The following is a 25,805-nucleotide window of genomic DNA, read 5'->3' on the forward strand; positions in this document are numbered from 1 at the left end:
CTACCAAGCGTCCTGAACTCCGTAGCACCACTCCGGGGCCTCGATGGGTTCTCCCGTGAGCGGTCTCCCTCTAGGACGGGATGATCGCCGCGTGGGTACCGAGTATCCGGTCTGCCGCTTTCCTGTCTCCTTTGTACCCGCTTCAGCGGGTTACGGCTACCCCTCCGGGGCGACAGAATCCGACCAGGTCGGGTCGTCAGTCGGTCCGGCGCCTCTTGATCTGATGCAGAGCGACTCCTGCCGCGGCGGAGACGGCCGCGGCAGCCAGACCGGCCGCAGCGACCTTGCTGCCGGTCGAGTCGAGCGAGATACGGGTCTTCAGCGCCACCGGCTGGGCGAACTCGAGGATCGGCCAACCCTCCTCGACGGCGACGCGGCGCAAACCCTTGTCGGGATTGACCGCCGAGGGATGGCCGACCTCGACGAGCATGGGGATGTCGGTCTCGGAGTCGGAGTAGGCGTAGGAGTCGCTGAGGTCGTAGCCCTCGGCCTCGGCCAGCTCACGGATGGCGACGGCCTTGTTCTCGCCGTAGGCGTACATCCGGATCTCGCCGGTGTAGAGGCCTTCCTCCTCGACCAGCCGGGTCGCGATCACGCGGTCCGCACCGAGCAGGGCGCCGATCGGCTCGACCACCTCCGAGCCGGACGCGGACACGATCACGACGTCGCGCCCCGCCTGGTGGTGAGCACCGATCAGCTCGACCGCCTCCGCGTAGACCAGCGGGTCGACGACGGTGTGCAACGTCTCGGCGACCACCTGACGCACGGTCTCGACGTCCCACCCCTTGACGAGCTGGGTGAGATAGGCGCGCATCTTCTCCATCTGGGCCTGGTCGGCCCCCTGGAGTGCGAAGACGAACTGCGCGTAGGCGCTGCGTAGCGCCGATCGCCGGTTGATGAGCCCGGAGTCGTAGAAGTGCTTGGAGAACGCGAGCGTGCTCGACCGGGCGATGATCGTCTTGTCGAGGTCGAAGAACGCCGCTGAGCGCGTGCGCGCACGGGGCACGGGCGTCGCCTCGGACGTGGTCACCCGATCAGCATAGACAGCCGTTGGGACGAGCACCGACGAATAACTCCAGACAAGGGTGCGGCGACAACGCCCGTCCCCAGGGCGGCGGTGTCCACAGGCCGACGAGCGGTGCGTCCGTGACCGGGTGGCGGGACACACCCTTGGGGCATGCCTGCCTCGTACGCCACCGCGCCGTCACGACCCCTGCTGGTCACCGCTTCCGAGCAGATCCTCGACGCCGTCCTCCGGCTGTGCGCCGGAGCCGGTGTGGAGCCGGTCGTCTGCAGCGAGCTCGGTGCCGCGCGGTCGCTGTGGAGCACGGCCTCGGTGGTCGTGCTCGGCGACGACGTCCTCGGCCCCCGGGCGGCGCCGGCGCCCGAGCGACGCCCGGACGTCTGGGTGGTCGCCGTCGCCGATCCGCTGCCGGCCACCTGGAGCACCGCTCTCGCCGTGGGTGCCGAGGCGGTGCTCGTGCTCCCACGCGATGACGACACGCTGGCCGAGGTGCTCGTCGACCGGGCAGACGGCGGTGCCGGTGATGCGCCCGTGCTCGCGTTCGTCGGCGGGTGCGGTGGCGCAGGTGCCTCGTCGCTCGCGGCCGCCGTCGCGCTGTGTGCCGCTGCTGACCGCAGGGGCGACGGTGGCGAGGTGCTCCTGGTCGACGGTGACCCCTTCGGAGGCGGTCTCGACCTGCTGCTCGGTGACGAGGACGCCGCCGGCCTTCGGTGGGGCGACCTCGCCTCGACCCACGGGCGGCTCAGCGGCGCGGCCTTGCGTCGATCGTTGCCCCGCTCGGGCGGGCTCGCCGTCCTGTCGTGGGAGCGCGGACTCACCGACCCGGCGCGCGACGAGGTCGTCCGGTCGGTGCTCACTGCGGTGCGGCGGGTGCACGACCTCGTGGTCGTCGACCTGCCCCGCCACCTCGATGACGCCGCTGCCGAGATCGTGACCCGTGCTGCCGTGCTGGTGGTCGTCGTCCCCGCCGATGTCCGCGCGGTCGGTGCGGCGACCGGCGTCGTGCGCCGCGTGTCGGCATGGGCGACCGACGTCCGGGTCGTGGTGCGACGGCGCCGTGGAGCCCTGCCCTCCGACGTCGTCGCCGACGCGCTCGATCTTCCCCTCCTCGCGACAGTCGGCGAGGACCCCCGCTTCCGGCGGGCGGTCGAGGAGGGAGTGGGGCCGGTCGCTCGCCACTCCTCGGTCCGCGCCGCCGCCCGTTCGGTCTGGGCGTCGCTCGGCCCGGAGATCGCCGCGTGAGGCCGACGCGGGCAGGGGGCCAGCACGTCGTGCCCAGGGCTCCGGAGCGAGGTCTCGTCGTCGAGGTGCGGGACCGCATCGCCGCCGCCGGTGTGCGGCCTACGCCGGAGCGCGTGGCCGAGGCACTGCGCGTCGGAGGGCATGTCCACGGTGACACGACGGTCCTCGCTGTGGTCGACGCGCTTCACCGGGAGACGGTGGGTGCCGGACCTCTCGAGGGCCTCTTGCGCACCGTCGGGGTGACCGACGTCCTCGTGAACGGCCCCGAGGCGGTGTACGTCGATCGTGGTGCGGGCCTCGAGCGCACCGACGTCGTCTTCGAGGACGACGACGCGGTGCGGCGGCTGGCCCAGCGGCTCGCTGCTGCCGCAGGGCGTCGGCTGGACGACGCCTCGCCGTTCGTCGACGTACGGCTCCCGGACGGCACGCGTCTGCACGCCGTGCTCGCTCCCCTCGCCAGACCAGGCACCGCGCTGTCGCTGCGTGTGCCCGCGCGCGTCGCCTACTCCCTCGACGAGCTGGCCGAGCTGGGCGCCTTCGCCTCCGCCGTGGGCCGGGTGCTGCACGCGGTCGTCCGTCATCGGACCGCCTTCCTCGTCACCGGCGGCACCGGCACGGGCAAGACGACGCTCCTGTCGGCCATGCTCGGTGCGGTCGACCCGCTCGAACGCCTCGTGCTCGTGGAGGATGCGAGCGAGCTCCGGCCGGACCACCCCCACGTGGTTGCGCTCGAATCACGGCCGGCCAACGTCGAGGGCGCGGGGAGCGTCGTCCTCCGAGACCTCGTCCGCCAGGCACTGCGGATGCGCCCGGACCGTCTCGTCGTCGGGGAGGTGCGAGGCGCCGAGGTGGTCGACCTCCTCGGCGCGCTCAACACCGGTCACGAGGGAGGCTGCGGGACGCTCCACGCCAACGCGTCGCGGGACGTGCCGGCACGGCTCGAGGCGTTGGCGATGGCGGCAGGGCTTCCTCGCGCCGCGCTCCACAGTCAGCTCGCGGCGGCGCTCGACCTCGTCGTCCATCTCGTCAGGGACAGCGGTGGTCGACGACGGGTCGCCGAGGTGGCCGTCTTCCGGCCGACGGCCGACCGCACGGTCGAGTGCACGGCCGCACTGACCGTGATCGGTCACGGGCGGGTCGAGGAGGGTCCCGGCCGTGACCGGTTGAGGGAGCTCCTCCCCAGCCTCGGCGAGCTCCGGACGGACGGTCTCGAGGGCATCGAGTGACGGCCGTGGCGGGATGGGACGTCGCAGGGGCGGCGTGCCTCGGGGCGGCGACGGTCCTGCTGGGCTGGGGGCCCGCGAGCAGCCGCCGCGTCTCCGCAGCCGTCACCTCGAGCAGGCGTCAGCTCGTCTCCGCACCTGAGCGGCGATCGGCGAGAGCTGCCGCGACGCGACCTGCCCTCGTCGCGGCGGCGACCGTCGCCGTCCTCGCGACGACCGGTGTCACGCCTGCCGTCGTTGTCGTGGCCGGATGCATCGCGTGGCTGGTCGCGGGTCTGCGTGCCCGGTCGCGAGCCCGTCGCGATCGCCGGGCCACCCATACGGAGACAACCGCGGCCTGTGAGGCTCTGGGAGCCGAGCTCGCCGCCGGACTTCCGGCGGCGATGGCGATCGAACGGGTCGCCGGCGACTACCCGGTTCTCCGGGCGGTCGCCGCCCACGTGCGGCTGGGTGGCGACGCGGGCGCGGCGTTCCGAACGGCGGCGGAGCGTCCCGGCGCCGAGGGCCTCGCCGACGTGGCGGCGGCGTGGACGGTGAGCGCCCGCGCCGGCGGTGGCCTGGCGTCGGTCCTCGATCGTGTCGTCGACGACCTCCGCGCGCGCGACGACCTGGTGAGGGAGGTCGACGCGACGCTCGGGCCGCCCAGGGCGACCGCTCGACTCCTCGCCGTCCTCCCAGTGCTCGCCCTCGCGCTCGGCGCTGCCCTGGGTGGCAACCCGGTGGCCTTCCTGCTCGGCGGTGGCGCAGGCTCGTGGTGCCTCGTGGCTGGTGTCGCACTCGCAGCCCTCGGGGTCCTGTGGGTCGAGCGGATCACCGACGGTGTCGCGCGATGAGCGTGGTCGCCGGTCTCCTCGCCTGGTGGGCGGTCTCACTGGCCTGCGACACCCCACGGACCGGGCGACTGCGCGCGTTGCCTCTTCAGACCGACGCCGGTTCCTCCGCGCGTGTCCGCCCGGGATGGGTGACGGCTCCCTGGTTCGCCGGGATGCTCGCGACCGCCGCGGTTCTCCTGGTGGTCGGGGGCACGCTCGGTCTCGTCGCCGGGGCGGTGACAGGGGGTGGCGTCACCTGGTGGATCCGGCGGCTGGAGCCCGCGGCCGTCCGCCGGCGACGCGAGGCGGAGATCGCGGCGCTGCCCGTGGCGCTGGACCTCGTGGTTGCCGCCATCGAGTCGGGACGGCCCTCGAACCACGCGCTCGAGCTGGTCGGCGGCGCGGTCGGAGGTCCACTGGGCGAGCGGCTGGCGGGCGTCGCGGTACGGCTCGAGATCGGCTCCGATCCGGTGACCGTCTGGCGCGAGCTCGTCGACGATCCGGTCCTGGCACCGCTCGCCCGCGCCTTCGCCCGAGCCTCACGCAGCGGCACGCCGGTCGGGCGCTCGCTCGTCCGCAGCGCCGACGACCTCCGGGCCTCCGCCGCCGCCCAGGCGCTGGAGAGAGCGCGGTCGGTCGGCGTCCGGACGGCCGCGCCGCTGGGGGCGTGCTTCCTGCCTGCGTTCCTGCTCCTCGGGGTCGTGCCGACGATCGTGTCGACCTTCACGTCGTTGCAGCTGTGACCCCGCTGCACGATGCCGCGTCCACAGCCCGGCGGCGTCCCCAGCCCGGTCACCGCCACGGGCCCGGCAGAGGTCGCGGACCCACCTTGAAGATGCGGCCAGATCGCGTCCGCGTCCGTGACACACCCACTGAGGAGATCCCATGACATTCCTGAAGACCTTGCGTGCCCGTGCCGACGAGCGGGGCATGACCACCTCGGAGTACGCCGTCGGCACGGTCGGCGCATGCACCGTGGGCGGCGCCATCTACAGCATCGCGACCTCGGACTGGTTCAACGACTTCATCAAGAACGTCTTCGAGAAGGGCATCGAGCTCCTGCCGTTCATGTGAGGCAGCCAGGTGTGGGCCTGCGACTGGCGCAGGCCCGCACCTGGCCGACAGAGGGAGGACGACGAGTGCGGCTGGGCAGAGCAGACACCGAGGACCAGGGGATGGTCACCGCGGAGACGGCGATGATCCTGCCCTTCCTCGTGGCCCTGGCGTTCGCGCTGGTGTGGGCGACGACGATGGGGATCACCCAGGTGCGGCTGGTCGATGCCGCGCGAGAGGGCGCACGGATGGCGGCGCGAGGCGACGACTCGGACGCCGTCCGGGAGGGTGTCCGAGCCATGGCACCTCAGGGATCGGTCGTCGAGATCGACGAGGGCCGCGAGTCGACCACCGTGGTGACGGTGGCTCACGAGGCGCGGGTCGATCTCCCGATCGTGAGGGGATTCGCGCTGTCGCTGCAGGCGATCGCGGTGAGCGCCGACGAGGACGGCTCGTGATGGACCGGCAGCCGGCCGAGCGGGGGGCCGCGACGGTGTACGCCGCCGTCCTCGCCGTCGTGGCCACCACGGCATGCGCCGTGACGCTCCACGTTGCCGCCGTCGCGCGCCTGCAGCACCACGTCACCGCGAGCGCCGACCTCGCCGCGCTGGCCGCGAGCCAGGCGGTGCTCCGTGGCGACGACGGCTGCGAGGCGGCGCGCCGCGTCGCGTCCGCCAACCTGACGGTCCTGCACCGCTGCACCGTCGAGGAGGCGGTGGCCACCGTCGTCGTCGAGCGGTCGGCGCGTCTGTGGGGACGGTCGATCTCCGTCCACCGGACCGCTCGTGCCGCGCCGTCGGACTACCGCCCCGGGGGAGCGGAAGGGCCGTGACGGGGGTCCTCGGGCGGATACCCCTCCTGGGTCGTGCTCTCGTGCGGCGCCTCGACGCGACCTTCGTCGGCCGTCGGGGTCTCGTACGGGTCCGCCATCGTCGGATCCGCTGGAGCGTCGTACGCGGGGTCGTAGGCCCGCTCGCTCTCGGGGTCGTACGCCTGATCCCGTGGGGCGGCAGCGCTGTCGTCAGGGCGATCTCCAGGCACTCCGGCGGGACCCTGCGGGCTTCCCTGCGCCTGTTCCTTCTCCCGGCTGCGCTGCTCCTTGCGGAGCTGCCGGTTCTCCTTGCGCACGCGGTAGCCACGGCGGGTTCCCCGGACGACCAGCGCGAGCCCGACGACCGCGACGAGCATCGTCGCCGCACCGGCCCAGAACACGCCCATCCCGTCCGTCGCGACGTCCCAGCCGAGGACGTCCATCCTCACGGGGTCGGTCGCCTCGATGGTCACGACGACGCCCACCAGGACGGCGAGCGCGAGCAGCAGCACTCCGACAGCGATCATCGGTCCCCCACCTTCCGATCGTGTCGCCACGATAACCGCATCCGGGGGGTTCGACCCGGATCCCGCGCCGTCCGGTCACCCGGAGCGTGTGCCTCCGACCGGCTGGGCCGCGTCGTCGTGCCCGGGTGCGCCGGCGAGAAGCGCGTCGAGAAGCACCACGGCGCCCCGCTTGGAGAGGGGGTTGTTGCCGTTCCCGCACTTCGGCGACTGCACGCACGACGGGCACCCCGTGTCGCAGGCGCACGAGGCGATCGCGTCACGCGTCGTCGCGAGCCACGTGCGAGCCATGTCGTACCCGCGACGGGCGAAGCCGGCCCCGCCCGGGATCCCGTCGTGGACGAAGACCGTGAGCATGCCGGTGTCGGGGTGCAGGGCGGTCGACACGCCGCCGATGTCCCACCGGTCGCACGTCGCGAGGAGCGGCAGCAGGCCGATCGACGCATGCTCGGCGGCGTGGGCCGCCCCGGGGACGTCGGCCGCGTCGAGGTCGAGGCTCTCGACGACGCGGCCGGGCAACGTCCACCAGACCGCGGTCGTCCGCAGCGTGTGCTCCGGGAGGTCGAGGGGGATCTCGGCGAGGATCTGGGCCGATCCCGACCGGCGTTTCACGTACGAGACGACTCGGCTGGTGACGTCGACGTCACCGAAGGCGACCGTGGCACGCTCCCACGGCACCGCAGCCCGCTCGGCGACGATCGCGATGTCGGTCACCGACCGTGCCGTGGTGGTGTGGTCGGGACGGTCCGGGCGGACGAGAGCGATCTGGTCGGCGGGCTCGTAGTGCTCGACGACATAGGTCTCGCCCCGGTGCACGTAGACCGCGCCCTCGTGGACGGTGGAGTCGGCCCGTCCACCGTCGACCGTGCCGAGCACACGCCCTGTCGCGTCGTCGGCGATCTGGACGGCGGGGCCACCGACCGATCTGATGTCGACGAGGTCGGCGGCCCGCTCCCGGCGCGTCCAGAACCACCCCTGCGGCCGACGGCGGAGCCACCCGGCCTCGGCGAGCGCGTCGACACCTTCGGCTGCCCCCTCACCGAAGAGCTCGAGGTCGGCGACCGTCAGCGGCAGCTCCTGGGCGGCCGCAGCCAGGTGTGGGCCGATGACGTGCGGGTTGGACGGATCAAAGACGGTGCCTTCGACCGGCGCCCCGAGCAGCGCCTCCGGGTGGTGCACGAGATACGTGTCGAGCGGGTCGTCCCTCGCGATGAACACGCCCGCTGCCCGAGACCCGTCACGACCCGCCCGCCCGAACTGCTGCCGCAACGCCGCTCGGGTCCCGGGGAAGCCGGTCGTCACCACGGCGTCCAGGCCCGCGATGTCGATCCCCAGCTCGAGCGCGTTGGTGCTCGCGAGCCCCAGCAGGGCGCCGCTGCGGAGATCCCGCTCGATCGCCCGCCGCTCCTCAGGCAGGTAGCCGCCGCGATAGGTGGCGACCCGTTCGGCGAGCTCGGCATCCGCCTCGGCGAGCATCCGACGCGTCGACATCGCGACCGACTCCGCGCCGCGTCGCGACCTGACGAAGGCCAGGGTGCGCACGCCCGCGGCCACGAGGTCCGCGAGCAGCCCCGCCGCCTCGACCGTCGCGGGGCGTCGCACCGGCGCGCCGTTCTCACCGCCGGCAGACTCCACGAGCGGCGGCTCCCACAGGGCGTACGCGACCTCGCCGCGCGGGGCGGAGTCGTCGGTCACCGCCCGCACCGGCGCCCCGGCAAGCCGCGACGCCGACCGTGCCGGGTCGGCCACCGTCGCCGAGGCCAGCACGACGACGGGATTTGCGCCGTAGTGCGCCGCGATCCGGCGGAGCCGCCGCAGCACGTGCGACACGTGCGAGCCGAAGACGCCGCGATAGTGGTGGCACTCGTCGACCACGACGTACTGGAGGCCGGACAAGAACCGTGCCCACCGCGCGTGCGAGGGCAGCAGCGTGCGGTGCAGGAGGTCGGGGTTCGTGACGACATAGTTCGCGTGGTCCCGCGCCCACTTCCGCTCCTCGCGGGTGTTGTCTCCGTCCACCGCGGCGGCGCGGACCTCCTCCCACCCCGAGGTGATGCGGCACAGCCCCTGGAGCTGGTCGTGCGCCAACGCCTTCGTCGGCGCCAGATACAGGACAGTCGGACCCCTGCCCCGACGGAGGTCTGCCGCTCGCCCGGCCTCGAGAGCAGCCAGCGCCGGCAGCTGGTAGGCCGCCGACTTCCCCGACGCGGTCCCCGTCGCGACCACCACGTGATGCCCGGCGTGAGCCAGCTCGGCGGCCTCCGCCTGGTGTGCCCACAGCGTTTCGACGCCTACGGCGCGATAGCGCGCGCGCAGCGCGTCGCTCACCCACGACGGCCACGGCGCATAGACGGCGTCGCGCGCATCCTCGCGAGCGAGGTGCAGCAGACGACCGTCCGTGGCACCCGGCAGTCGCAGCAGGGTCTCGATCGGATCGGGCACATCCAAAGTCTCCCAAGGACGGCAAGCGGATCCGGCCTCATCGGGCCCGCAGCGTTCCCGCGGCAGGCCGTTTGCGCCGCCGGTCGCGTGATTGAATGTCGTCTGTCCCACCCGCCGATGTGCAGGAGCAGCCGTCGTGGACCTGTCGCTGGAGACCCGAGCGCTCGACGGCTTCCGTGTCGTCGACGTCGCGGGCGAGATCGACGTCTACACGGCACCGCGGCTGCGGGAGGCCCTGGCCGACCTCATCGAGGGCGGCCACCACCGTGTCATCGTCAACGTCGAGCAGGTCGACTTCCTCGACTCGACCGGCCTCGGTGTCCTCGTCGGGGGGCTCAAGCGGGTCCGCGCCCACGACGGCAGCCTCGATGTCGTCTGCACCCGCGAGCGTCTGCTCAAGATCTTCGAGATCACCGGGCTCGCCAAGGTGTTCGGGATCTACACCAGCGTCGACGACGCGATCGACGCCCACCGCGACGGGTCCTGACCCTCCTGCGGCCTCCGGATGCGGCGTCGCTGCGGACCCCGCAGACTTCTGGTCACAAATCGATGTGGCGTCACCCAAATGGTTGTGTCCTAGGTCACGTTGCTGGTTGTCTGTTCGGGCACGTCCGAGTCAGCGCACCCGTGCGCCGTGCCGAGGAAGGATCCGTATGACGTACGTTCCGCTGGCAGCATCCACAGATCTGTCCCTGACCGGGACAAATCTCACCCTCGTCGCGGCGGTCGCCGCGATTGCGGTCGTGTCTCTGGTGATGGCTGCCCTGTTCCGCAAGCAGGTTCTCGACGCCTCAGAAGGCACTCCGCGGATGCAAGAGATCGGCCGCGCGGTGCAAGAGGGCGCGTCGGCCTACCTTGCGCGACAGTTCAAGACCCTCGGGGTCTTCGTCGTCCTGGCGTTCCTCCTCCTCTTCATCCTCCCCGGCGACGCCGAGATCCGGGTCGGACGCTCCATCTTCTTCCTCGTCGGCGCTCTCTTCTCCGCGACCATCGGTTATCTGGGGATGTGGCTCGCCGTGCGGGCCAACATCCGCGTCGCGGCCGCGGCGCAGAACGAGGGCCGCGACCCGGCGATGCGCATCGCCTTCCGTACCGGCGGCTTCGTGGGCATGTCCACCGTCGGACTCGGCCTGCTCGGCGCCTCGGTCGTCGTGCTCATCTACAAGGGCGACGCCCCGTCGGTGCTCGAGGGCTTCGGCTTCGGTGCCGCGCTCCTCGCGATGTTCATGCGAGTCGGCGGCGGCATCTTCACCAAGGCCGCCGACGTCGGCGCCGACCTCGTCGGCAAGGTCGAGCAGGGCATCCCTGAGGACGACCCGCGCAACGCCGCCACCATCGCCGACAACGTCGGCGACAACGTGGGAGACTGCGCCGGCATGGCCGCGGACCTCTTCGAGTCGTACGCGGTGACGCTGGTCGCCGCACTCATCCTCGGCTCGGTGACCTTCGGCGAGGAGGGCCTCGTCTACCCGCTGATCGTCCCGGCGATCGGTGCGCTGACCGCGATCCTCGGCGTCTTCCTCACCCGTCCCCGCGAGGGCGAGGGCGGTCTCACCACGATCAACCGCTCCTTCTACCTGTCGGCGATCGTCTCGGCCATCGGCTGCACCATCGCAGCGTTCCTCTACCTGCCGTCCAGCTCCGCCGATCTCACCGGCGCCGGCGGCGGCACGGCGATCGAGGGCTTCTTCGGACAGCTCGGTCTCGTCGAGGATCCGGGCAACTTCAACCCGCAGGTCGTCGCGATCGTCGCCGTCCTGATCGGCATCGTGCTCGCCTCGGTCATCCTGGCGCTCACCGGCTACTTCACCGGCACGGACCACCGCCCCGTCAAGGACGTCGCCAAGACGGCGCTCACCGGCCCGGCGACGGTCATCCTGTCCGGGTTCTCGCTCGGCCTCGAGTCGGCCGTCTACACCGCGCTCGTGATCGCCGCCGCCGTCTACGGCGCGTTCCTGCTCGGCGGCGGCGTCGTCCTGGTGTCGTTGTTCGCGGTGGCGCTCGCCGGCTGTGGCCTGCTGACCACGGTCGGCGTCATCGTCGCCATGGACACCTTCGGGCCGGTCAGCGACAACGCGCAGGGCATCGCAGAGATGTCGGGCGACGTCGACGAGAAGGGCGCCCAGATCCTCACCGAGCTGGACGCGGTCGGCAACACCACCAAGGCGATCACCAAGGGCATCGCGATCGCGACCGCTGTGCTGGCGGCGACGGCGCTGTTCGGGTCGTTCGCCGACATCGTCACGCGTGAGGCGAACGACCTCGCCGGGGTCACCGACGAGGGAGCCAGCGAGCTGCTCGGCCTGCTCGGGGTGCTTAACATCGCCGAGCCGAACAACCTGGTCGGACTCATCATCGGTGCGTCCGTGGTGTTCCTCTTCTCCGGACTCTCGATCGCCGCCGTCGGCCGCGCCGCCGGGGCGGTCGTCTACGAGGTGCGCCGTCAGTTCCGCGAGATCCCCGGCATCATGGAGGGCACGGGTCGCCCGGAGTACGGCCGCGTGGTCGACATCTGCACCCGCGACTCCCTGCGTGAGCTGGCGACACCCGGCGTCCTCGCGATCTTCGCCCCCATCACGGTCGGATTCGGTCTCGGGATCACCGCGCTCGGGTCCTACCTCGCCGGCGCTATCGCGGCGGGCACCCTGATGGCCGTCATGCTCGCCAACGCCGGCGGCTCGTGGGACAACGCCAAGAAGCTCGTCGAGGACGGCCACTACGGCGGCAAGGGGTCCGCGGCGCACGAGGCCACCGTGATCGGTGACACCGTCGGTGACCCGTTCAAGGACACCTCCGGTCCGTCGATCAACCCGCTCCTCAAGGTGATGAACCTTGTCGCGCTGCTCATCGCCCCGGCGATCGTCACGATGTCGTACGGCGATGACGCCAGCGACCCGCTGCGCTTCACGATCGCCGGCGTTTCCCTGGCGATCATCGTGGTGGCCGTGGTCGTGGCTCGGAACCGCACCACGGCGATCACCGACGACCCGGGTGCGGGTGACGACGGGTCCCACGGCGGCGGGCACGGCGGCGAGCCCGACGAGGTCACGCCCCCCGGCGTCGACTACGACCCGTCGAGCGACGAGGACCGCGAGCCACGCCGTGGTCCGGTGCCCGACGCGCCCGAGTGGGACCAGTCCGGCTACCAGGACCCGCGACCGGTCTAGTGCCCCTGCCCGGAGGGCCGTACCCCACGGGGGTGCGGCCCTCCGGCACGTCGGGGGGTCGCGCCTAGGGTGAGGCCATGCTCCGCGACTCCGACGCTGCTGCCCTGCGCGACGCCCTGCGTGCCGCCCCCTACACGGTCGACGGTGTCGCTGGTCTCCTCGGAGCCGACGCCCACCGTGCGCTCATGCGCAACGAGACGACACCCGGCCGGCGGGCGACCACCGACGGCTCCCCGCTGTCGACGCTCACGCGGCTGTTCGCCCTCCAGATGCCGGTCACGCTCGACGACGCCGAACGCGCTCTCCCAGGGCTCGTCGACCCGCTCGCCGTCGCCGGGATCCTCGAGCGTTCCGTCGGTGAGGTCGCTGCGCGGGTCGACCTGAGGGCGTACGGGGACGAGGACCACGACTGGTGGGTGGTCTGCGACCTGACCCCCGGGCTCGACGGGAGCCCGCGCACGGTCGGGCCGGAGCACGTCCTGGGCATCAGCGAGGCTTCGTCCTCGCTGGCGCAGCTGACCGTCCGTACCCCTGTCGGCAGCGCGCTGGACCTGGGCACCGGTTGTGGCGTCCAGTCGCTCCACCTGGCGACCCACGCCGACCGCGTCGTCGGCACCGACGTGAACCCTCGCGCCCTGGCGATGGCACGGGCGACCGCGGCGATCAACGCCGAAGACCCCGCGTCACCGGCGTACGAGGTGCGAGACGGCAGTCTCTTCGCACCCGTCCACGGCGAGCGGTTCGACCTGATCGCGACCAACCCGCCGTTCGTGGTGTCGCCGGCGACCGGCGAGCGGCTGGTCTACCGCGACTCCGGCCTCCCGGGCGACGAGGTCGTCCGGCGGATCGTGTCCGAGGCCTCCTCGTACCTCAACCCCGGCGGCTGGTGCCAGGTCCTCGCCAACTGGGTGCACGTCGAGGGACAGCCGTGGACCGAGCGGATCTCCGGGTGGCTCGAGGGCACCGGGTGCGACGCCTGGGTGCTGCAGCGTGAGGTGGCGGACCTCCCGACCTACGTCGAGATGTGGCTCGCCGACGCCGGTCTCCAGGGAGCGCCGGACTACGTGCAGCGCTACGACACGTGGCTCGCGTGGTTCGAGGAGCAGCGGATCGAGGCGATCGGGTTCGGCTGGCTGAGCCTGCGCAACATCGGGCGTGACGAGCCGGTGCTGCGCCTGGAGGAGTGGCCGTACGAGATCGAGCAGCCCATCGGCCCGCACGTCGCAGCCTGGGCGGAGCGCACCGACGCGTACGCCGGCGCGTCCGACGACGCGCTGCTCGCCGCCCATCTCGTCCAGGCCGAGGACCTCGTCCAGGAGAGTGTCGGTCCCGCCGGCGCCGCGGACCCCGAGGTCATCCTGGTCCGCCTGCAGCGAGGGGTACGGAGAGCCAGGCAGCTCGACACGGCCGAGGCCGGTCTGGTCGGTGCCTGCGACGGTGAACTGTCTGTCGGGCAGATCATCGACGCGCTCGCCCAGATCCTCGGCGAGGAGCCCGCCGCGCTCCGCCGGGCGACGCTGCCGACGGTGCGCGAGCTGGTCGCCGACGGCTACCTGCACTGAGCCGGGCGGCTCGCCGGTGGGGAGTCCCGTACCCGCCATCTTGCCGACACGCGCTACCTTGGGCCGCGTCACGCCTTTGTGACGCACTGCGGGCTGCCCCTCGGGGGCAGCGTCCCGACAGCACAGGACCAGGAGCACCCAGCACCGTGACCTCTCTCGTCATCGTCGAGTCGCCGAAGAAGATCGCCCAGATCGCTGGCTACCTCGGCAAGGGCTACGTCGTCGAGGCCTCGTACGGCCACATCCGCGACCTGCCCAACGGCGCGGCCGAGGTCCCGGCGAAGTACAAGGGACAGCCCTGGGCGCGCCTCGGCGTCGACGTCGACGGCGACTTCGAGCCGGTCTACGTGGTGCCCGCGGACAAGAAGGCGCAGATCACCAAGCTCAAGAAGCTCCTCAAGGAGTCCGACGAGCTCATCCTCGCGACCGATGAGGACCGCGAGGGCGAGGCGATCGCCTGGCACCTCGTGGAGGAGCTCAAGCCGAAGGTCCCCGTGCGTCGCATGACCTTCAACGAGATCACCCCTCAGGCGATCCAGAACGCGATCGCCAACACCCGGACCATCAACGAGGACCTCGTCGACGCGCAGGAGACCCGACGGATCCTCGACCGCCTCTACGGCTACGAGGTCAGCCCGGTCCTGTGGAAGAAGGTCATGTCCGGCCTCTCCGCCGGCCGTGTGCAGTCGGTCGCGACGCGGATGGTCGTCGAGCGGGAGCGCGAGCGCATCGCCTTCCGCGCAGCCTCGTACTGGGACCTCGACGCCCGCTTCGACGCCGGCCAGGACAAGGACCCGCGCTCGTTCCCGGCGCGCCTGCTGTCGGTCGGCGGTGCCCGCGTGGCGCAGGGTCGCGACTTCAGCTCCGAGGGCGAGCTGACCAGCCCCGCGATCGTGCACCTCGACGAGTCCCGCGCCGCAGCGCTCGCCGAGGGGCTCCAGGACCGCGTCTTCACCGTGCAGTCCGTCGAGTCCAAGCCGTACACGCGCCGTCCGTACGCCCCCTTCCGCACCGTGACCATGCAGCAGGAGGCCGGCCGCAAGCTCTCGTGGGGTGCGCAGCGCGCGATGCAGGTCGCCCAGCGGTTGTACGAGGGCGGCTACATCACCTACATGCGTACGGACTCCACGACCCTCTCGCAGACCGCGCTGAACGCGGCGAGGGCCCAGGTGCGCGAGCTGTACGGCCCCGACTACCTCCCGGAGGCGCCGCGGACCTACGCGTCGAAGGTCAAGAACGCCCAGGAGGCGCACGAGGCGATCCGTCCGGCCGGAGAGACCTTCCGCACCCCCGCCGAGACCGGCCTCACCGGCGACGAGTTCCGGCTCTACGAGCTGATCTGGATGCGCACGATCGCGTCGCAGATGAAGGACGCCAAGGGCAGCACCCTGACCGTGCGCACCGGGGCGACCTCGGCGTCCGGCGAGGAGTGCGTGTTCACCTCCTCCGGCCGCACGATCACCTTCTACGGCTTCCTCAAGGCCTACGTCGAGGGCGCCGACGACCCGGAGGCCGAGTCCGACGACAAGCAGACCCGGCTGCCCGACGTCGCCGAGGGGGACACCGTCACCGTCGAGTCGCTCGACGCAGCGGGGCACACCACCAAGCCGCCGTCCCGCTACACCGAGCAGACGCTGATCGGTGAGCTCGAGAAGCGCGAGATCGGCCGCCCGTCGACGTACGCCTCGATCATCCAGACGATCCTCAACCGTGGCTACGTCTACAAGAAGGGCACCGCGCTGGTGCCGTCGTGGATCGCCTTCTCGACGGTGCGGCTCATGGAGCGTCACTTCGGACGCCTGGTCGACTACGCGTTCACCGCCACCATGGAGGACGTGCTCGACGACGTCGCGGCCGGTCGCGAGCAGCGCCCGCACGTGCTGCACGGCTTCTACTACGGCGACGACGACGGCAACACCGGCCTGAAGCGCCTCGTCGACGGGCTCGGCGAGATCGACGCACGGGAGCTGTCGACGTTCGAGCTCGGCGACGGGATCGCGCTACGCGTCGGACGCTACGGCCCGTACCTCGAGGGACCCGACGCCGACGGCGTCATGCAGCGCGCGAACGTCCCGGACGACCTGCCGCCCGACGAGCTGACGCTCGACAAGGCCAAGGAGCTGCTCGCCAACCCCGCCGGGCAGGACCGTGAGCTCGGCACGGATCCGTCCACCGGGCGGGTCGTCGTCGCGAAGAACGGTCGCTTCGGGCCGTACGTGACCGAGGTGCTCCCCGAGGACGCGCCCAAGAAGGAGAAGGCGCGCACCGGCTCGCTCTTCAAGTCGATGGACCTGGACTCGGTGACGCTCGAGGACGCGCTCAAGCTGCTGTCCCTGCCGCGCGTGGTCGGCGCCGACCCCGAGAGCGGCGACGAGATCACCGCCCAGAACGGTCGCTACGGCCCGTACCTCAAGAAGGGCACCGACTCCCGCTCGCTCGAGACCGAGGACCAGATCTTCTCGATCACGCTGCCCGAGGCGCTGGCGATCTACGCCCAGCCGAAGCAGCGCGGACGCCGGGCGGCCGCTGCCCCGCTGAAGGAGCTCGGTGACGACCCGGAGTCCAAGCAGCCGGTCGTGGTGAAGGACGGTCGCTTCGGGCCGTACGTCACCGACGGCCAGGTCAACGCGACGCTGCGCAAGGGCGACGAGGTCGAGACGATCACGCTCGAGCGGGCCGCCGAGCTGCTCGCCGAGAAGCGCGCGAAGGGCCCGGTCAAGAAGACGGCACGCAAGGCGCCGGCCAAGAAGACGGCAGCCAAGAAGGCCCCGGCGAAGAAGGCGACCGCCAAGAAGGCGACCGCCAAGAAGGCGCCGGCCACGAAGACCGCGGCGACCAAGAAGGCCTGAGCGGTGCGTCGTACGGCGGCGCTGCTCGCCGCGGCTCTGCTCACCCTCGCCGGGTGTGGTGGCGAAGCGCTGGAGGAGGCCGCGGGATCGGTCGACCCGACGGTGTCGTCCTCGACCCCTCCGTTGGCCGGGGGCGACCGTCAGCGCCTGGGCTACGCCTCTCCAGAGGAGCTGGCGAAGGAGTCTCCGGTGGTCGTGCTGGGGACCGTCGCCTCCTGGGAGGACGGCCCGACGCTGGTGCTCTCCGAGGGTGGGGAGGAGAAGGACCGCATCCCGTACGACGTGGTGCTGGTCGACGTCGACCAGGTCGTGAAGGACACCACGAAGCTCGTGACCGGCGACCAGATCGCGGTCCCGGTGCGTGTCGACGAGGGCGAGCCCGACCCCGCCGAGCTCGCTCCGCCGGGGTCGAACGTGGCGTTCCTCGGCGGTGCGGACGCGACGTTCGGAGTCTTCGGCGAGGCCGATGCGAGGATCGAGCCCGGCGGCGACGTCGACCCCGACAGCGTCCTGTGGGGAGAGCCACAGGGCGTCGTCCTCGAGACACCGAGCGGCGAGCTGGTCAACGCCGACCCCTACTCTCGCGCCGAGATCTGGCCCGAGATCGGCGAGCTGCCGGCCGAGGAGCAGTTCGGGATGCTCGCCCAGCGCCTGATGGCTCTCGGCTGAGCGAGCCGACCTGCGGCGCGGCGCGGCTCTAGGGCAGCGCGCCGAGCACCTCGCTCGCGGCACGCTCGCCGGAGGAGATCGCGCCGTCGACGTAGCCGCACCATCGCTCCGCCGTCTCCGTGCCGGCCCAGTGGATGCGGCCCACCGGCGTACGCAGCGCCCGGCCGACCTGCGTCCAGGCGCCGGGCGGGAGGTGCGCGCCGTAGCACCCGCGCGTCCACTCCGCCGCCGTCCAGTCCTTCGCGAGGTAGCCGACGATGTCCATGGCCTTGGGCCCGATGTGGCCCGCAAGCCCTCGCAGCACCGCGTCGCGGGCCCGGGCAGGGTCCATCGTGCCGAGGCGGACGGCGTCCTCGCCCTCGACGAGCACGGTCAGGACGCCGTACGCGCCGTCGGACGGACTGGTGTCGAACACGACCTTCGCCGGTCCCTGGTCGGAGAAGATCTCACCCGACAGCGCCTCGTCGCGCCAGAACGGGCGTCGATAGACGGCGTGACACTTGACGACGCTCCCGTGCGGCATCCGTTGGGTGAGCAGCGTCCGGTCCTGCGGGAGGCCGGGGAGGTACTCGATGCCCGACGCCAGCGCCGGAGGGACGGTCACGACGACGCGGTGCGCGGTCGTCGCTCCGGACTCGCTGTGGACGGAGACCCCGTCGGCATCGTGCATGATCGTCGTCACCGGCTCGTGCAGCCGGACCCACGGGCCGAGGCCGTCGGCGAGTCGCTCGGCCACCTGCTGCATCCCGCCGTCGACCCGAGCGTCCTGAGCGCCGCCGCCGGTCGCGAGGAGCGTCAGCAAACCTCCGCCCGACTTGGCGTAGAAGAGGACGTGCAGCAGCGACACGTTCTGCGGCTCGGTCGCGAGCACGCCCTCGCAGACGACGCGGAAGTAGTCGCGTCCCTTGCTGGTCAGGCACGTACGGCGGATCCAGCTCTCGAAGGTCTGCGCGTCGTAGCGGGTGGCGTTGTCGCTGCGCCACGGGGCGGACAGGTCGACCTTGGCAGCCGCGGCTGAGAAGCGCAGCATCGCCTGGGCGATGTCGGCGGTCGTGACCGCGTCGAACACCCGGTCGTGCCCGGAGGCGCGGCGCGCGCGTCCGCGCAACGAGACGAGAGCGTCACCCGGACGAGCCTGGGGGGTGGTGTCGAGGCCGAACCGTGCGAGCTCTGCCTGCAGGAGCTTCTGGTCCGGAGCCACCCAGCCGGCACCGGAGTCGACGACGAGACCGTCGAGCGAGTCGCTGCCGTCCCTGGCCGGCACGGGTTCGGTGAGCGTACGGCCACCGACCCGGCCCCTCGCCTCGAGCACCACGACGCTGCGACCGGCCGCGCGGACGCGGTCGGCCGTCACCAGACCGGACACGCCGGCCCCGACCACGATCACATCCACGTTCGCCACGCGACGATCCTATGCAGGCGCGGCCGCTCTCGGGTCCGGCCGCGCTGATCGTCTGGTCGCGCCGGTCAGGACTCGCGCTCGCGAGGCTGGACGAGCCCGGTCTCGTACGCGAACACCACCAGCTGCGCGCGGTCGCGGACGCCGGTCTTGGTCATCGCCCGGCTCACGTGGGTCTTGGCCGTGGTCGGGCTGACCACGAGCCGCTCGGGATCTCGTCGTTGCTCAGGCCGTAGCCGACCAGTGCGACGACCTCGCGCTCCCGTGCGGCCAGGGCCTCGAGCGTCGAGACGGAGACGACCTCCGGAGGACGCGCGACGAACTCGCTGATCAGCCGTCGGGTGATCGCCGGTGACAGGAGCGCGTCCCCGTCGGCGACCACGCGCAGCGCCTGCACGATCTCGGCAGGCTCGGTGTCCTTGACGAGGAACCCGCTCGCGCCGGCGCGCAGGACGTCGAACACGTACACGGAGGCGATGGTCGTGGTCGCCCGGATGGCGCCTCCCGGAGCGCCCACGCCGTCGCTCGACGGCCCGAGTGACGACTGGGACGCCGTCGCACGGCACGGCACAGGCGCGTACGTCGGGTTCCTGTCGCAGGACGACCCCGCGTCCGTCGCTGCCCCGTACCCGCCGGCGACGTACGCCCGTCTGGTCGCGGTCAAGCGGGTCTACGACCCCGGCAACCTGTTCCGGCGCAACCACAACGTCGCGCCGGAGCGGCGGGTGGTGCCTACGCTGTAGCGGGTGCCGACCATCTCGAGTCGCGTCCTCGGGCTCCGCGCCCGCGACCCCAGCGAGCCGCACCGGGCCGCCACACCGCTCGAGCTCCTCACCGACCTGTGCTTCGTGGTCGCGGTGGCTCAGGGGGCGACGCAGCTGCACCACGCCACGACCGACGGCGACCTGGCCCACGGGCTGCTCCGGTTCGCGATGGTCTTCTTCGCGATCTGGTGGACGTGGCTCAACTTCGCGTGGTTCGCCTCCGCGTACGACGACGACGGCGTCGCGTACCGGTTGCTCACCATCCTGCAGATCGTCGGAGCGCTGGTCCTGGCCGCCGGCATCCCACGGATGTTCGACGGCGACCTCGGCCTCATCGTCGTCGGCTACGTCATCATGCGGGTCGGCCTGGTCGTCCAGTGGCTCCGCGCCGCGGCGGGCGACCCGCAGCACCGAGCCAGCTGCCTCCGCTTCGCGGCCGGGATCACCGCCGTACAGCTGCTCTGGGTCGTCTACCTCGTCAGCCCACGCGACATAGCGATCCCGGAGTTCGCGGTGTTCGTCGTCTGCGAGCTCGCGGTGCCGGTGTGGGCCGAGCGGCCGAACCAGACCAGCTGGCACGCGCACCACATCGCCGAGCGGTACGGCCTGTTCTTCATCATCGTGCTGGGCGAGACCATCCTGTCGGTCACCCTCGCCATCCAGGAGTCGGTCGATGCCCATGATGTCCAGCGCGGGCTGGCGTACGTCTCCGTGGGTGGGGTGCTGATCGTGTTCTCGGTGTGGTGGATCTACTTCGCTCGTGACTCGGCCGCGGCGCTGGAGCGTGCGCGGGGCACCGGGGCGGAGTACGTGTGGGGGTTCGGCCACTACGCGGTGTTCGCATCGGCGGCCGCGATCGGGGCGGCGCTGGCCGCGCGCGTGGACTTCTGGCAGCACGAGGTGGTGCACGGGCACGTCGTCGAGTCCTGGCCGAGCGTCGCGCTGCTCTGCGGGTCCGTGGCCGTTCTTCTCGCGGCGTGCTGGGTCGTCAAGGTCCGCCCGGAGGACCGTTCTGCGGGCACCGCAGCGCGGTGGGGTGCGGCGATCGCCGCGGTCCTGCTGCTCGTCCTCGCCCCGCTCCCGGAGGTCGGAGTGGGCCTCGTCTGCGTCATCCTGCTCGTCACCGAGCTGTACGCCGCGTCACCTCGGGGTCGGGTCAGGGCTGCGCCGGAGCCGGAATGACTGTGCTGGTGGATACCCTGAGTCGGTGGCATACGATCCGGCAGGCACAGCAGCCGACGACGACGCGAACGGCATCCGCCTGGTGATGCGGATTCCGGTCTTCCGGCGCTTCTGGGCTGCCCTCGGGCTCGCCTCGCTCGCCGACTGGATCGGGCTGCTGGCCATCACGGCGTTCGCCAACTCGATCGGCGAGGGTTACGCCGGCAAGAACTTCGCGATCGCCGCGGTCCTCTTCGCCCGCCTGGCCCCAGCGCTGGTGATCGGTCCCTTCGGCGGTTACGTCGCCGACCGCATGGATCGCCGCATCACGCTCACGACCGGTCTCTTCCTGCGGGCGGGCATCTTCGCGAGCATCCCGCTCGTCGGCACGCTGTGGTGGTTGATCGTCGCGACCGTGCTGATCGAGGCGGTCAACGCGGTCTGGATGCCGACCAAGGACGCGACGGTCCCGACCCTCGTGCCGCGTGAGCACCTCGAGGACGCCAACCGCCTCAACCTCGCGACCACGTACGGCTCCGCCCTGCCCGCGGCGGTCCTGTTCATCGTCGTCACCGGCATCACCAAGGCGGTCGACGGGCTGTTCGCCATCTCGGTCCCCGATGTCGACCCGGCGCTCTATCTCGTCGCGGTGCTGTTCGCGCTCGGCGGCCTGGTCTTCCTCGGCGCGCGCGACATCCCCGAGGGCGCCGCCGTCGACCAGCAGGTCGGTGTCTGGCGCACGATCGCCGACGGCTGGGCGTACGTCTTCCGCACCCCGCTGGTGCGCGGCCTGGTGCTCGGCATCGTGGGCGCGTTCGGCTGCGGCGGCGTGGTGATCGGCCTGGGTCGCGTGTTCGTCGGAGACCTCGGAGCCGGCGACCCGGGCTACGGCACCCTGTTCGGCGCGGTCTTCCTCGGTCTCGGCCTCGGCATGTGGCGTGGACCCAAGGTCCTGCCGCAGGTCAGCCGGCGCCGCATGTTCGGTGTCGCGCTGGTCGGTGCGGGAGTCGGGCTGCTCGTCGTCGCCATCGTCCACAACATGGCCCTCGTGGCGATCCTGGTCATGCTGGTCGGCTTCTGCGCCGGCATCGCCTGGATCACCGGCTATACGTTGCTCGGCCTCGAGGTCGACGAGGAGATGCGCGGCCGGACGTTCGCCTTCGTCCAGTCGCTCGTCCGTCTGGTGCTGTCGGCGGTGCTCGCGATCGCCCCGCTGGTCGCCGGTCTGATCGGCACCCACACGATCGCGCTGCGCGACCTCGGCGACTACACCTACACCGGCACGCAGATCGCGATCCTGGTGGCGGCGGTCCTCGCGACGGGGTTCGGGCTGATCTCCTTCCGCCAGATGAACGACCGGCACGGCCTCTCGCTCATCTCCGAGCTCAAGCAGGACCCGTCGACCGCCCCCTCGTACTCCACGAGCGGGCTCTTCATCGCCTTCGAGGGCGGCGAGGGCGCCGGCAAGTCGACGCAGGCGTGGATGCTGGCCGAAGCGCTGCGGGCCGACGGCTACCGCGTGCTGCTGACCCGCGAGCCCGGAGCGACCCCGGTCGGCCAGACCGTACGGGAGATCCTGCTCGACCCGGCGACCGGAGAGCTCTCCCCACGGACCGAGATGCTGCTCTACGCCGCCGACAAGGCCGAGCACCTCGAGCAGGTCGTCAACCCGGCGCTGGCGAGGGGTGACATCGTCATCACCGACCGGTACGTCGACTCGACCCTGGCCTATCAGGCTGGAGGTCGCGGGCTCGACCTCCACGAGGTGGAGTCCGTGGCCCGGTGGGCGACCTCGCGCCTGCGCCCGCACCTCACCGTGCTGCTCGACGTCGACCCAGAGCTCGGTCGATCGCGTTTCGACCAGGCCGACCGGCTCGAGGCGGAGCCGACGGAGTTCCACGTCCGCGTGCGGGAGACGTTCCTCCAGCTGGCCTCCAAGAACCGCGACCACTACATGGTCCTGCGGGCCGACCGGGACATTGTCGACATCGCCGACGTGGTCCTCGAGCGGGTGCAGCCGTTGCTCGGCCACGTCGAGCGGGCGATCGCTCCGATGCGGCCACCGCCGCACGGGTCACCGTTCGAGAGCCGTGCTCAGACCGACGGCGCCGACAGCGCCGCTGAGGCGTCACGCGTCGACCCGGTGGACCTCGAGGAGCGCGTCGAGACGATCGACGAGGCGTTCACTCCATACGACACGGTCTCCGAGGGCGGTGACCCGTCGTACGCCGACGCCGACGAGATCCGGGCCGACGACCGCGGCGGTCAGCGGTGAGCGTCTGGGACGACCTGGTCGGGCAGGACGACGTGGTGGTGATGCTGAAGGCCGCGACCGCGTCGGCGCAGGAGCGCCTCGCCGGCGGCCCCGGACCCGCGATGACCCACGCCTGGCTGTTCACCGGACCACCCGGCTCGGGTCGCTCCAATGCGGCGCGCGCGTTCGCCGCCGCGCTGCAGTGCGAGGACGGTGGCTGCGGCCACTGCCGGGCGTGCCGGACGGCGCTGGCCGGGGCGCACCCGGACGTCTCGCTGGTGAGCACCGACGGGCTGAGCATCGACGTCGCCGAGGTGCGGGAGCAGGTCCGCCTCGCCGCGATGCGTCCGTCGGACGGTCGTTGGCAGGTCGTGGTGGTCGAAGACGCCGACCGCCTGACCGAGAAGGCGGCCGACGCCCTCCTCAAGAGTCTCGAGGAGCCTCCGCCGCGCACGGTGTGGATGCTGTGCGCGCCGACGGCCGAGGACGTGATCGTGACGATCCGGTCCCGGTCGCGGCAGGTGGTGCTCCGTACGCCGCCGGTGGCCGCGGTCGCTGCGATGCTGGCCGCACGGGAGCAGGTCGCCCCGGAGCTCGCGCTGCAGGCAGCCCGTGCCTCGCAGGGTCACGTCGGGCGGGCCCGTGCACTGGCGACCAAGGAAGCCGTGCGCGAGCGTCGCCGCGCTGTGCTCGCCATCCCAGGTTCGCTGACGTCGCTGGGGGCGTGCCTCGATGCTGCCGCGACCATCACGCGCACGGCGCAGGCGCAGGCCGACGAGGTCGCCGAGCGGCTGGAGGACGCCGAGCGTGACGGGCTCAAGATGGAGTTCGGTGTCGAGGACCGCGGCCGTCGCCCCGCAGGCTACGCGGGTCGGCTCGCGGCGCTGGAGAAGGACCAGAAGCGTCGCCGTACCCGCATCGCGCGTGACTCGATCGACGGTGTCCTCATCGACCTGCTGTCGTTCTACCGCGACGTCCTCGCCGCCCAGACCGCCCCCGGCGCGGAGCTCGTCAACGCCGACGTGACCGACACGGTCCGTCGTCTCGCCGGTGCGGGCACCCCCGAGCAGACCCTCGCGCGGATCGAGGCGATCCTCGCCTGCCGGGAGGCACTCGAAGCCAACGCGGCGCCACAGCTGGCGTTGGAGAACCTCCTCCTCCAGCTGCGCCTGTGAGCTGACCCGTCACACGCACGAGGCGTGAGCGCTGTGGATGACGTCAGCCGGCTCGGGGGATCGTCACGTACGGTGGCTGCACGCCCGATTCCACGCCGTCCGAGGGAGATCACCAGTGCGTCGTCGCAGGATCGCCGCCGTCATCGTTGCGGGTCTTCTCGCACTCAGCGCGTGCGGCAGCGCCGAGGACTCGCGTGGCACCGACCGCACCGACGGGCCCTCGACCACGTCGTCGCCGAGCGCCGACGACACGATCGATCCGGAGCTCGCACCGTTCTATGAGCAGCGACTCGACTGGGCCTCGTGCGGGCGCTACGAGTGCACCAGCGCCCAGGTGCCGCTCGACTACGACGACCCTGACGGTGAGCGGATCACGCTGAAGCTCCGCCGGCTGCCGGCCGGTGACCCGAGCGCACGACGCGGATCGTTGTTCATCAACCCGGGCGGACCGGGTGGGTCCGGTGTCGACTACGTCGCCGCCTTCACGTCCATGGCCAGCGACGACATCCTCGACGCCTACGACGTCGTGGGGTTCGATCCGCGCGGCGTCGGGACCAGCACGCCGCTGGAGTGTGCCACCACCGCGCAGCTCGACGCCTACGTCAACACCGACCCGACGCCCGACGACGCCGCGGAGGAGAAGGCGTTCTACGACGCGGCCCAGACGCTGGGCAAGCGCTGCGAGACCGACTCCGGGCCCCTCGCCGCTCACATGTCGACCGTGGAGGTCGCCAAGGACCTCGACATCCTCCGTGCCGCGGTCGGCGACCCGTCGTTGACCTACCTCGGCGCCTCGTACGGCACGATGATCGGCGCGACCTATGCCGAGCTGTTCCCCAAGCGAGCCGGCCGTCTCGTCCTCGACGGAGCGATCGACCCCTCGATCGACTCCGAGGGGCTCAACCGAGGACAGGCCGAGGGTTTCCAGACGGCGCTCCGTGCCTACCTCGAGGCCTGTGCCAAGGAGAGCGACTGCCCGCTGGGCGACGATCCCGACGCGGCCGAGCGGCGCCTGTCCGGCTTCCTCTCCGACCTCGACCAGGACCCGCTCCGCACGTCGACCGCCGGCCGTCCGCTGACCGAGGCGCTCGGGTTCTACGGCATCGCGGTCACTCTCTACAACGAGGACTACTGGGAGCTCTTGACCCGCGCGCTGCGCCAGGCTCTCAAGGGCAACGGGACCCAGCTGCTGTTCCTCGCCGACCAATACCTCTCGCGCGACGAGAAGGGCTACACCGACAACTCCGTCGTCGCGCTCAACGCCGTCAACTGCCTCGACGACCCGTCGACACTCACCCTCGAGCAGGCTCGGGAGACGGTGCCCGACTTCGAGAAGGTGTCGCCCGTCTTCGGCGAGAGCTTCGCGTGGTCGCCGGTCACCTGCACCGCGTGGCCGATCAAGCCGGCCCAGCCTGCTCCCACGATCGACGGAGCAGGGGCGCCGCCGATCGTCGTCGTCGGCACGACACGTGACCCGGCCACTCCCTATCGCTGGTCGGTGGCGATGGCCGAGCAGCTCGAGTCCGGTGTGCTGGTCAGCCGCGAAGGCGACGGTCACACCGGCTACTCGATGGGCAACGAATGCGTCGACGAGGCCGTCAACGACTTCCTCCTTACCGGCACGGCGCCCAAGGATGGCGTGAAGTGCTGAGGGTCCGTCCACCCGCTGTGTGA

At 71.7% G+C, this 25,805-nt stretch carries 21 protein-coding genes and 1 pseudogene; 17 read left to right on the forward strand and 5 right to left on the reverse strand.

Annotated elements, in window-relative coordinates; all coding sequences use genetic code 11:
- Nucleotides 1-196: 196 nt before the first annotated feature.
- Nucleotides 197-1,030: an HAD family hydrolase gene (locus KV102_RS08380; RefSeq protein ID WP_308290269.1), complete on the reverse strand. Its 834-nt coding sequence runs from the start codon at nt 1,028-1,030 to the stop codon at nt 197-199.
- Between the two features lie 147 nt (nt 1,031-1,177).
- On the opposite strand from KV102_RS08380, the gene ssd reads away from it, so the two are divergent.
- The 7 genes from ssd to KV102_RS08415 all read left to right on the forward strand — a co-directional run bounded on the left by ssd (nt 1,178) and on the right by KV102_RS08415 (nt 6,186).
- The gene (ssd, locus tag KV102_RS08385; protein ID WP_220345901.1) at nt 1,178-2,266 is read left to right on the forward strand and encodes a septum site-determining protein Ssd; all 1,089 of its coding nucleotides are present in this window, start codon (nt 1,178-1,180) and stop codon (nt 2,264-2,266) included.
- A 29-nt stretch (nt 2,267-2,295) separates the two neighbouring features.
- Nucleotides 2,296-3,492, forward strand: coding sequence for a TadA family conjugal transfer-associated ATPase (locus KV102_RS08390; protein WP_220345902.1), 1,197 nt, complete (start codon nt 2,296-2,298; stop codon nt 3,490-3,492).
- The gene (locus KV102_RS19550; protein WP_220345903.1) at nt 3,489-4,322 is read left to right on the forward strand and encodes a type II secretion system F family protein; all 834 of its coding nucleotides are present in this window, start codon (nt 3,489-3,491) and stop codon (nt 4,320-4,322) included. The genes KV102_RS08390 and KV102_RS19550 overlap by 4 nt, the downstream gene beginning before the upstream one ends.
- Nucleotides 4,319-5,044 carry a type II secretion system F family protein gene (locus KV102_RS08400; protein WP_220343159.1) on the forward strand — a complete coding sequence of 242 codons (726 nt, stop codon included), beginning with the start codon at nt 4,319-4,321 and terminating at the stop codon, nt 5,042-5,044. Before KV102_RS19550 ends, KV102_RS08400 begins: the two co-directional genes overlap by 4 nt.
- 142 nt (nt 5,045-5,186) lie before the next feature.
- Entirely contained in the window at nt 5,187-5,375 is a 189-nt protein-coding gene (locus tag KV102_RS08405) for a DUF4244 domain-containing protein (RefSeq protein ID WP_220343160.1), read from the forward strand.
- 101 nt (nt 5,376-5,476) lie between these two features.
- Entirely contained in the window at nt 5,477-5,812 is a 336-nt protein-coding gene (locus KV102_RS08410; protein WP_220345904.1) for a TadE/TadG family type IV pilus assembly protein, read from the forward strand.
- A complete protein-coding gene (locus tag KV102_RS08415; protein ID WP_220343162.1) occupies nt 5,812-6,186 on the forward strand; it encodes an Rv3654c family TadE-like protein in 375 nt (124 codons plus the stop codon). Before KV102_RS08410 ends, KV102_RS08415 begins: the two co-directional genes overlap by 1 nt.
- Here KV102_RS08415 and KV102_RS08420 read toward each other — a convergent pair.
- Both KV102_RS08420 and KV102_RS08425 read right to left on the reverse strand, forming a co-directional pair.
- Nucleotides 6,156-6,692 (reverse strand): hypothetical protein, encoded by a 537-nt coding sequence (locus KV102_RS08420; protein WP_220345905.1) that lies wholly within the window; start codon nt 6,690-6,692, stop codon nt 6,156-6,158. The two genes, KV102_RS08415 and KV102_RS08420, sit on opposite strands and share 31 nt — an antisense overlap.
- Nucleotides 6,693-6,767: 75 nt before the next feature.
- Nucleotides 6,768-9,131 (reverse strand): DEAD/DEAH box helicase, encoded by a 2,364-nt coding sequence (locus tag KV102_RS08425; protein ID WP_308290270.1) that lies wholly within the window; start codon nt 9,129-9,131, stop codon nt 6,768-6,770.
- 136 nt (nt 9,132-9,267) lie between these two features.
- On the opposite strand from KV102_RS08425, the gene KV102_RS08430 reads away from it, so the two are divergent.
- The 5 genes from KV102_RS08430 (at nt 9,268) to KV102_RS08450 (ending at nt 17,378) form a co-directional block, all read left to right on the forward strand.
- Nucleotides 9,268-9,618: an STAS domain-containing protein gene (locus KV102_RS08430; protein ID WP_220345907.1), complete on the forward strand. Its 351-nt coding sequence runs from the start codon at nt 9,268-9,270 to the stop codon at nt 9,616-9,618.
- A 166-nt stretch (nt 9,619-9,784) separates the two neighbouring features.
- Nucleotides 9,785-12,298 (forward strand): sodium-translocating pyrophosphatase, encoded by a 2,514-nt coding sequence (locus KV102_RS08435; protein WP_220343166.1) that lies wholly within the window; start codon nt 9,785-9,787, stop codon nt 12,296-12,298.
- A gap of 77 nt (nt 12,299-12,375) precedes the next feature.
- Complete coding sequence (locus KV102_RS08440) at nt 12,376-13,860, forward strand: methyltransferase (RefSeq protein WP_220345908.1); 1,485 nt, start codon at nt 12,376-12,378, stop codon at nt 13,858-13,860.
- A gap of 146 nt (nt 13,861-14,006) precedes the next feature.
- Entirely contained in the window at nt 14,007-16,709 is a 2,703-nt protein-coding gene (topA, locus tag KV102_RS08445; protein ID WP_220345909.1) for a type I DNA topoisomerase, read from the forward strand.
- A 3-nt stretch (nt 16,710-16,712) separates the two neighbouring features.
- On the forward strand, nt 16,713-17,378 hold the full coding sequence (locus KV102_RS08450; protein WP_220345910.1) for a hypothetical protein: 666 nt from the start codon (nt 16,713-16,715) through the stop codon (nt 17,376-17,378).
- Between the two features lie 28 nt (nt 17,379-17,406).
- Here the strand turns inward: KV102_RS08450 and KV102_RS08455 are convergent, their stop codons facing one another.
- Entirely contained in the window at nt 17,407-18,780 is a 1,374-nt protein-coding gene (locus tag KV102_RS08455) for an FAD-dependent oxidoreductase (RefSeq protein WP_220345911.1), read from the reverse strand.
- Nucleotides 18,781-18,845: 65 nt separating this feature from the next.
- Nucleotides 18,846-19,264, reverse strand: a pseudogene (locus KV102_RS08460) (DNA-binding response regulator); the annotation flags it as partial.
- Between the two features lie 7 nt (nt 19,265-19,271).
- On the opposite strand from KV102_RS08460, the gene KV102_RS08465 reads away from it, so the two are divergent.
- The 5 genes from KV102_RS08465 (at nt 19,272) to KV102_RS08485 (ending at nt 25,782) form a co-directional block, all read left to right on the forward strand.
- Nucleotides 19,272-19,520, forward strand: a complete 249-nt coding sequence (locus KV102_RS08465) for a BBE domain-containing protein (protein WP_374197345.1) — start codon at nt 19,272-19,274, stop codon at nt 19,518-19,520.
- 3 nt (nt 19,521-19,523) lie between these two features.
- Nucleotides 19,524-20,723 carry a low temperature requirement protein A gene (locus KV102_RS08470; RefSeq protein WP_308290271.1) on the forward strand — a complete coding sequence of 400 codons (1,200 nt, stop codon included), beginning with the start codon at nt 19,524-19,526 and terminating at the stop codon, nt 20,721-20,723.
- A gap of 25 nt (nt 20,724-20,748) precedes the next feature.
- The gene (gene tmk / locus KV102_RS08475) at nt 20,749-22,977 is read left to right on the forward strand and encodes a dTMP kinase (RefSeq protein ID WP_308290272.1); all 2,229 of its coding nucleotides are present in this window, start codon (nt 20,749-20,751) and stop codon (nt 22,975-22,977) included.
- A gap of 41 nt (nt 22,978-23,018) precedes the next feature.
- A complete protein-coding gene (locus KV102_RS08480) occupies nt 23,019-24,131 on the forward strand; it encodes a DNA polymerase III subunit delta' (protein ID WP_255560816.1) in 1,113 nt (370 codons plus the stop codon).
- Nucleotides 24,132-24,246: 115 nt separating this feature from the next.
- The gene (locus KV102_RS08485; RefSeq protein ID WP_308290273.1) at nt 24,247-25,782 is read left to right on the forward strand and encodes an alpha/beta hydrolase; all 1,536 of its coding nucleotides are present in this window, start codon (nt 24,247-24,249) and stop codon (nt 25,780-25,782) included.
- The last annotated feature ends 23 nt before the right edge of the window (nt 25,783-25,805 follow it).

It is taken from the genome of Mumia sp. zg.B53, assembly GCF_019550935.1.
GTDB lineage: Bacteria > Actinomycetota > Actinomycetes > Propionibacteriales > Nocardioidaceae > Mumia.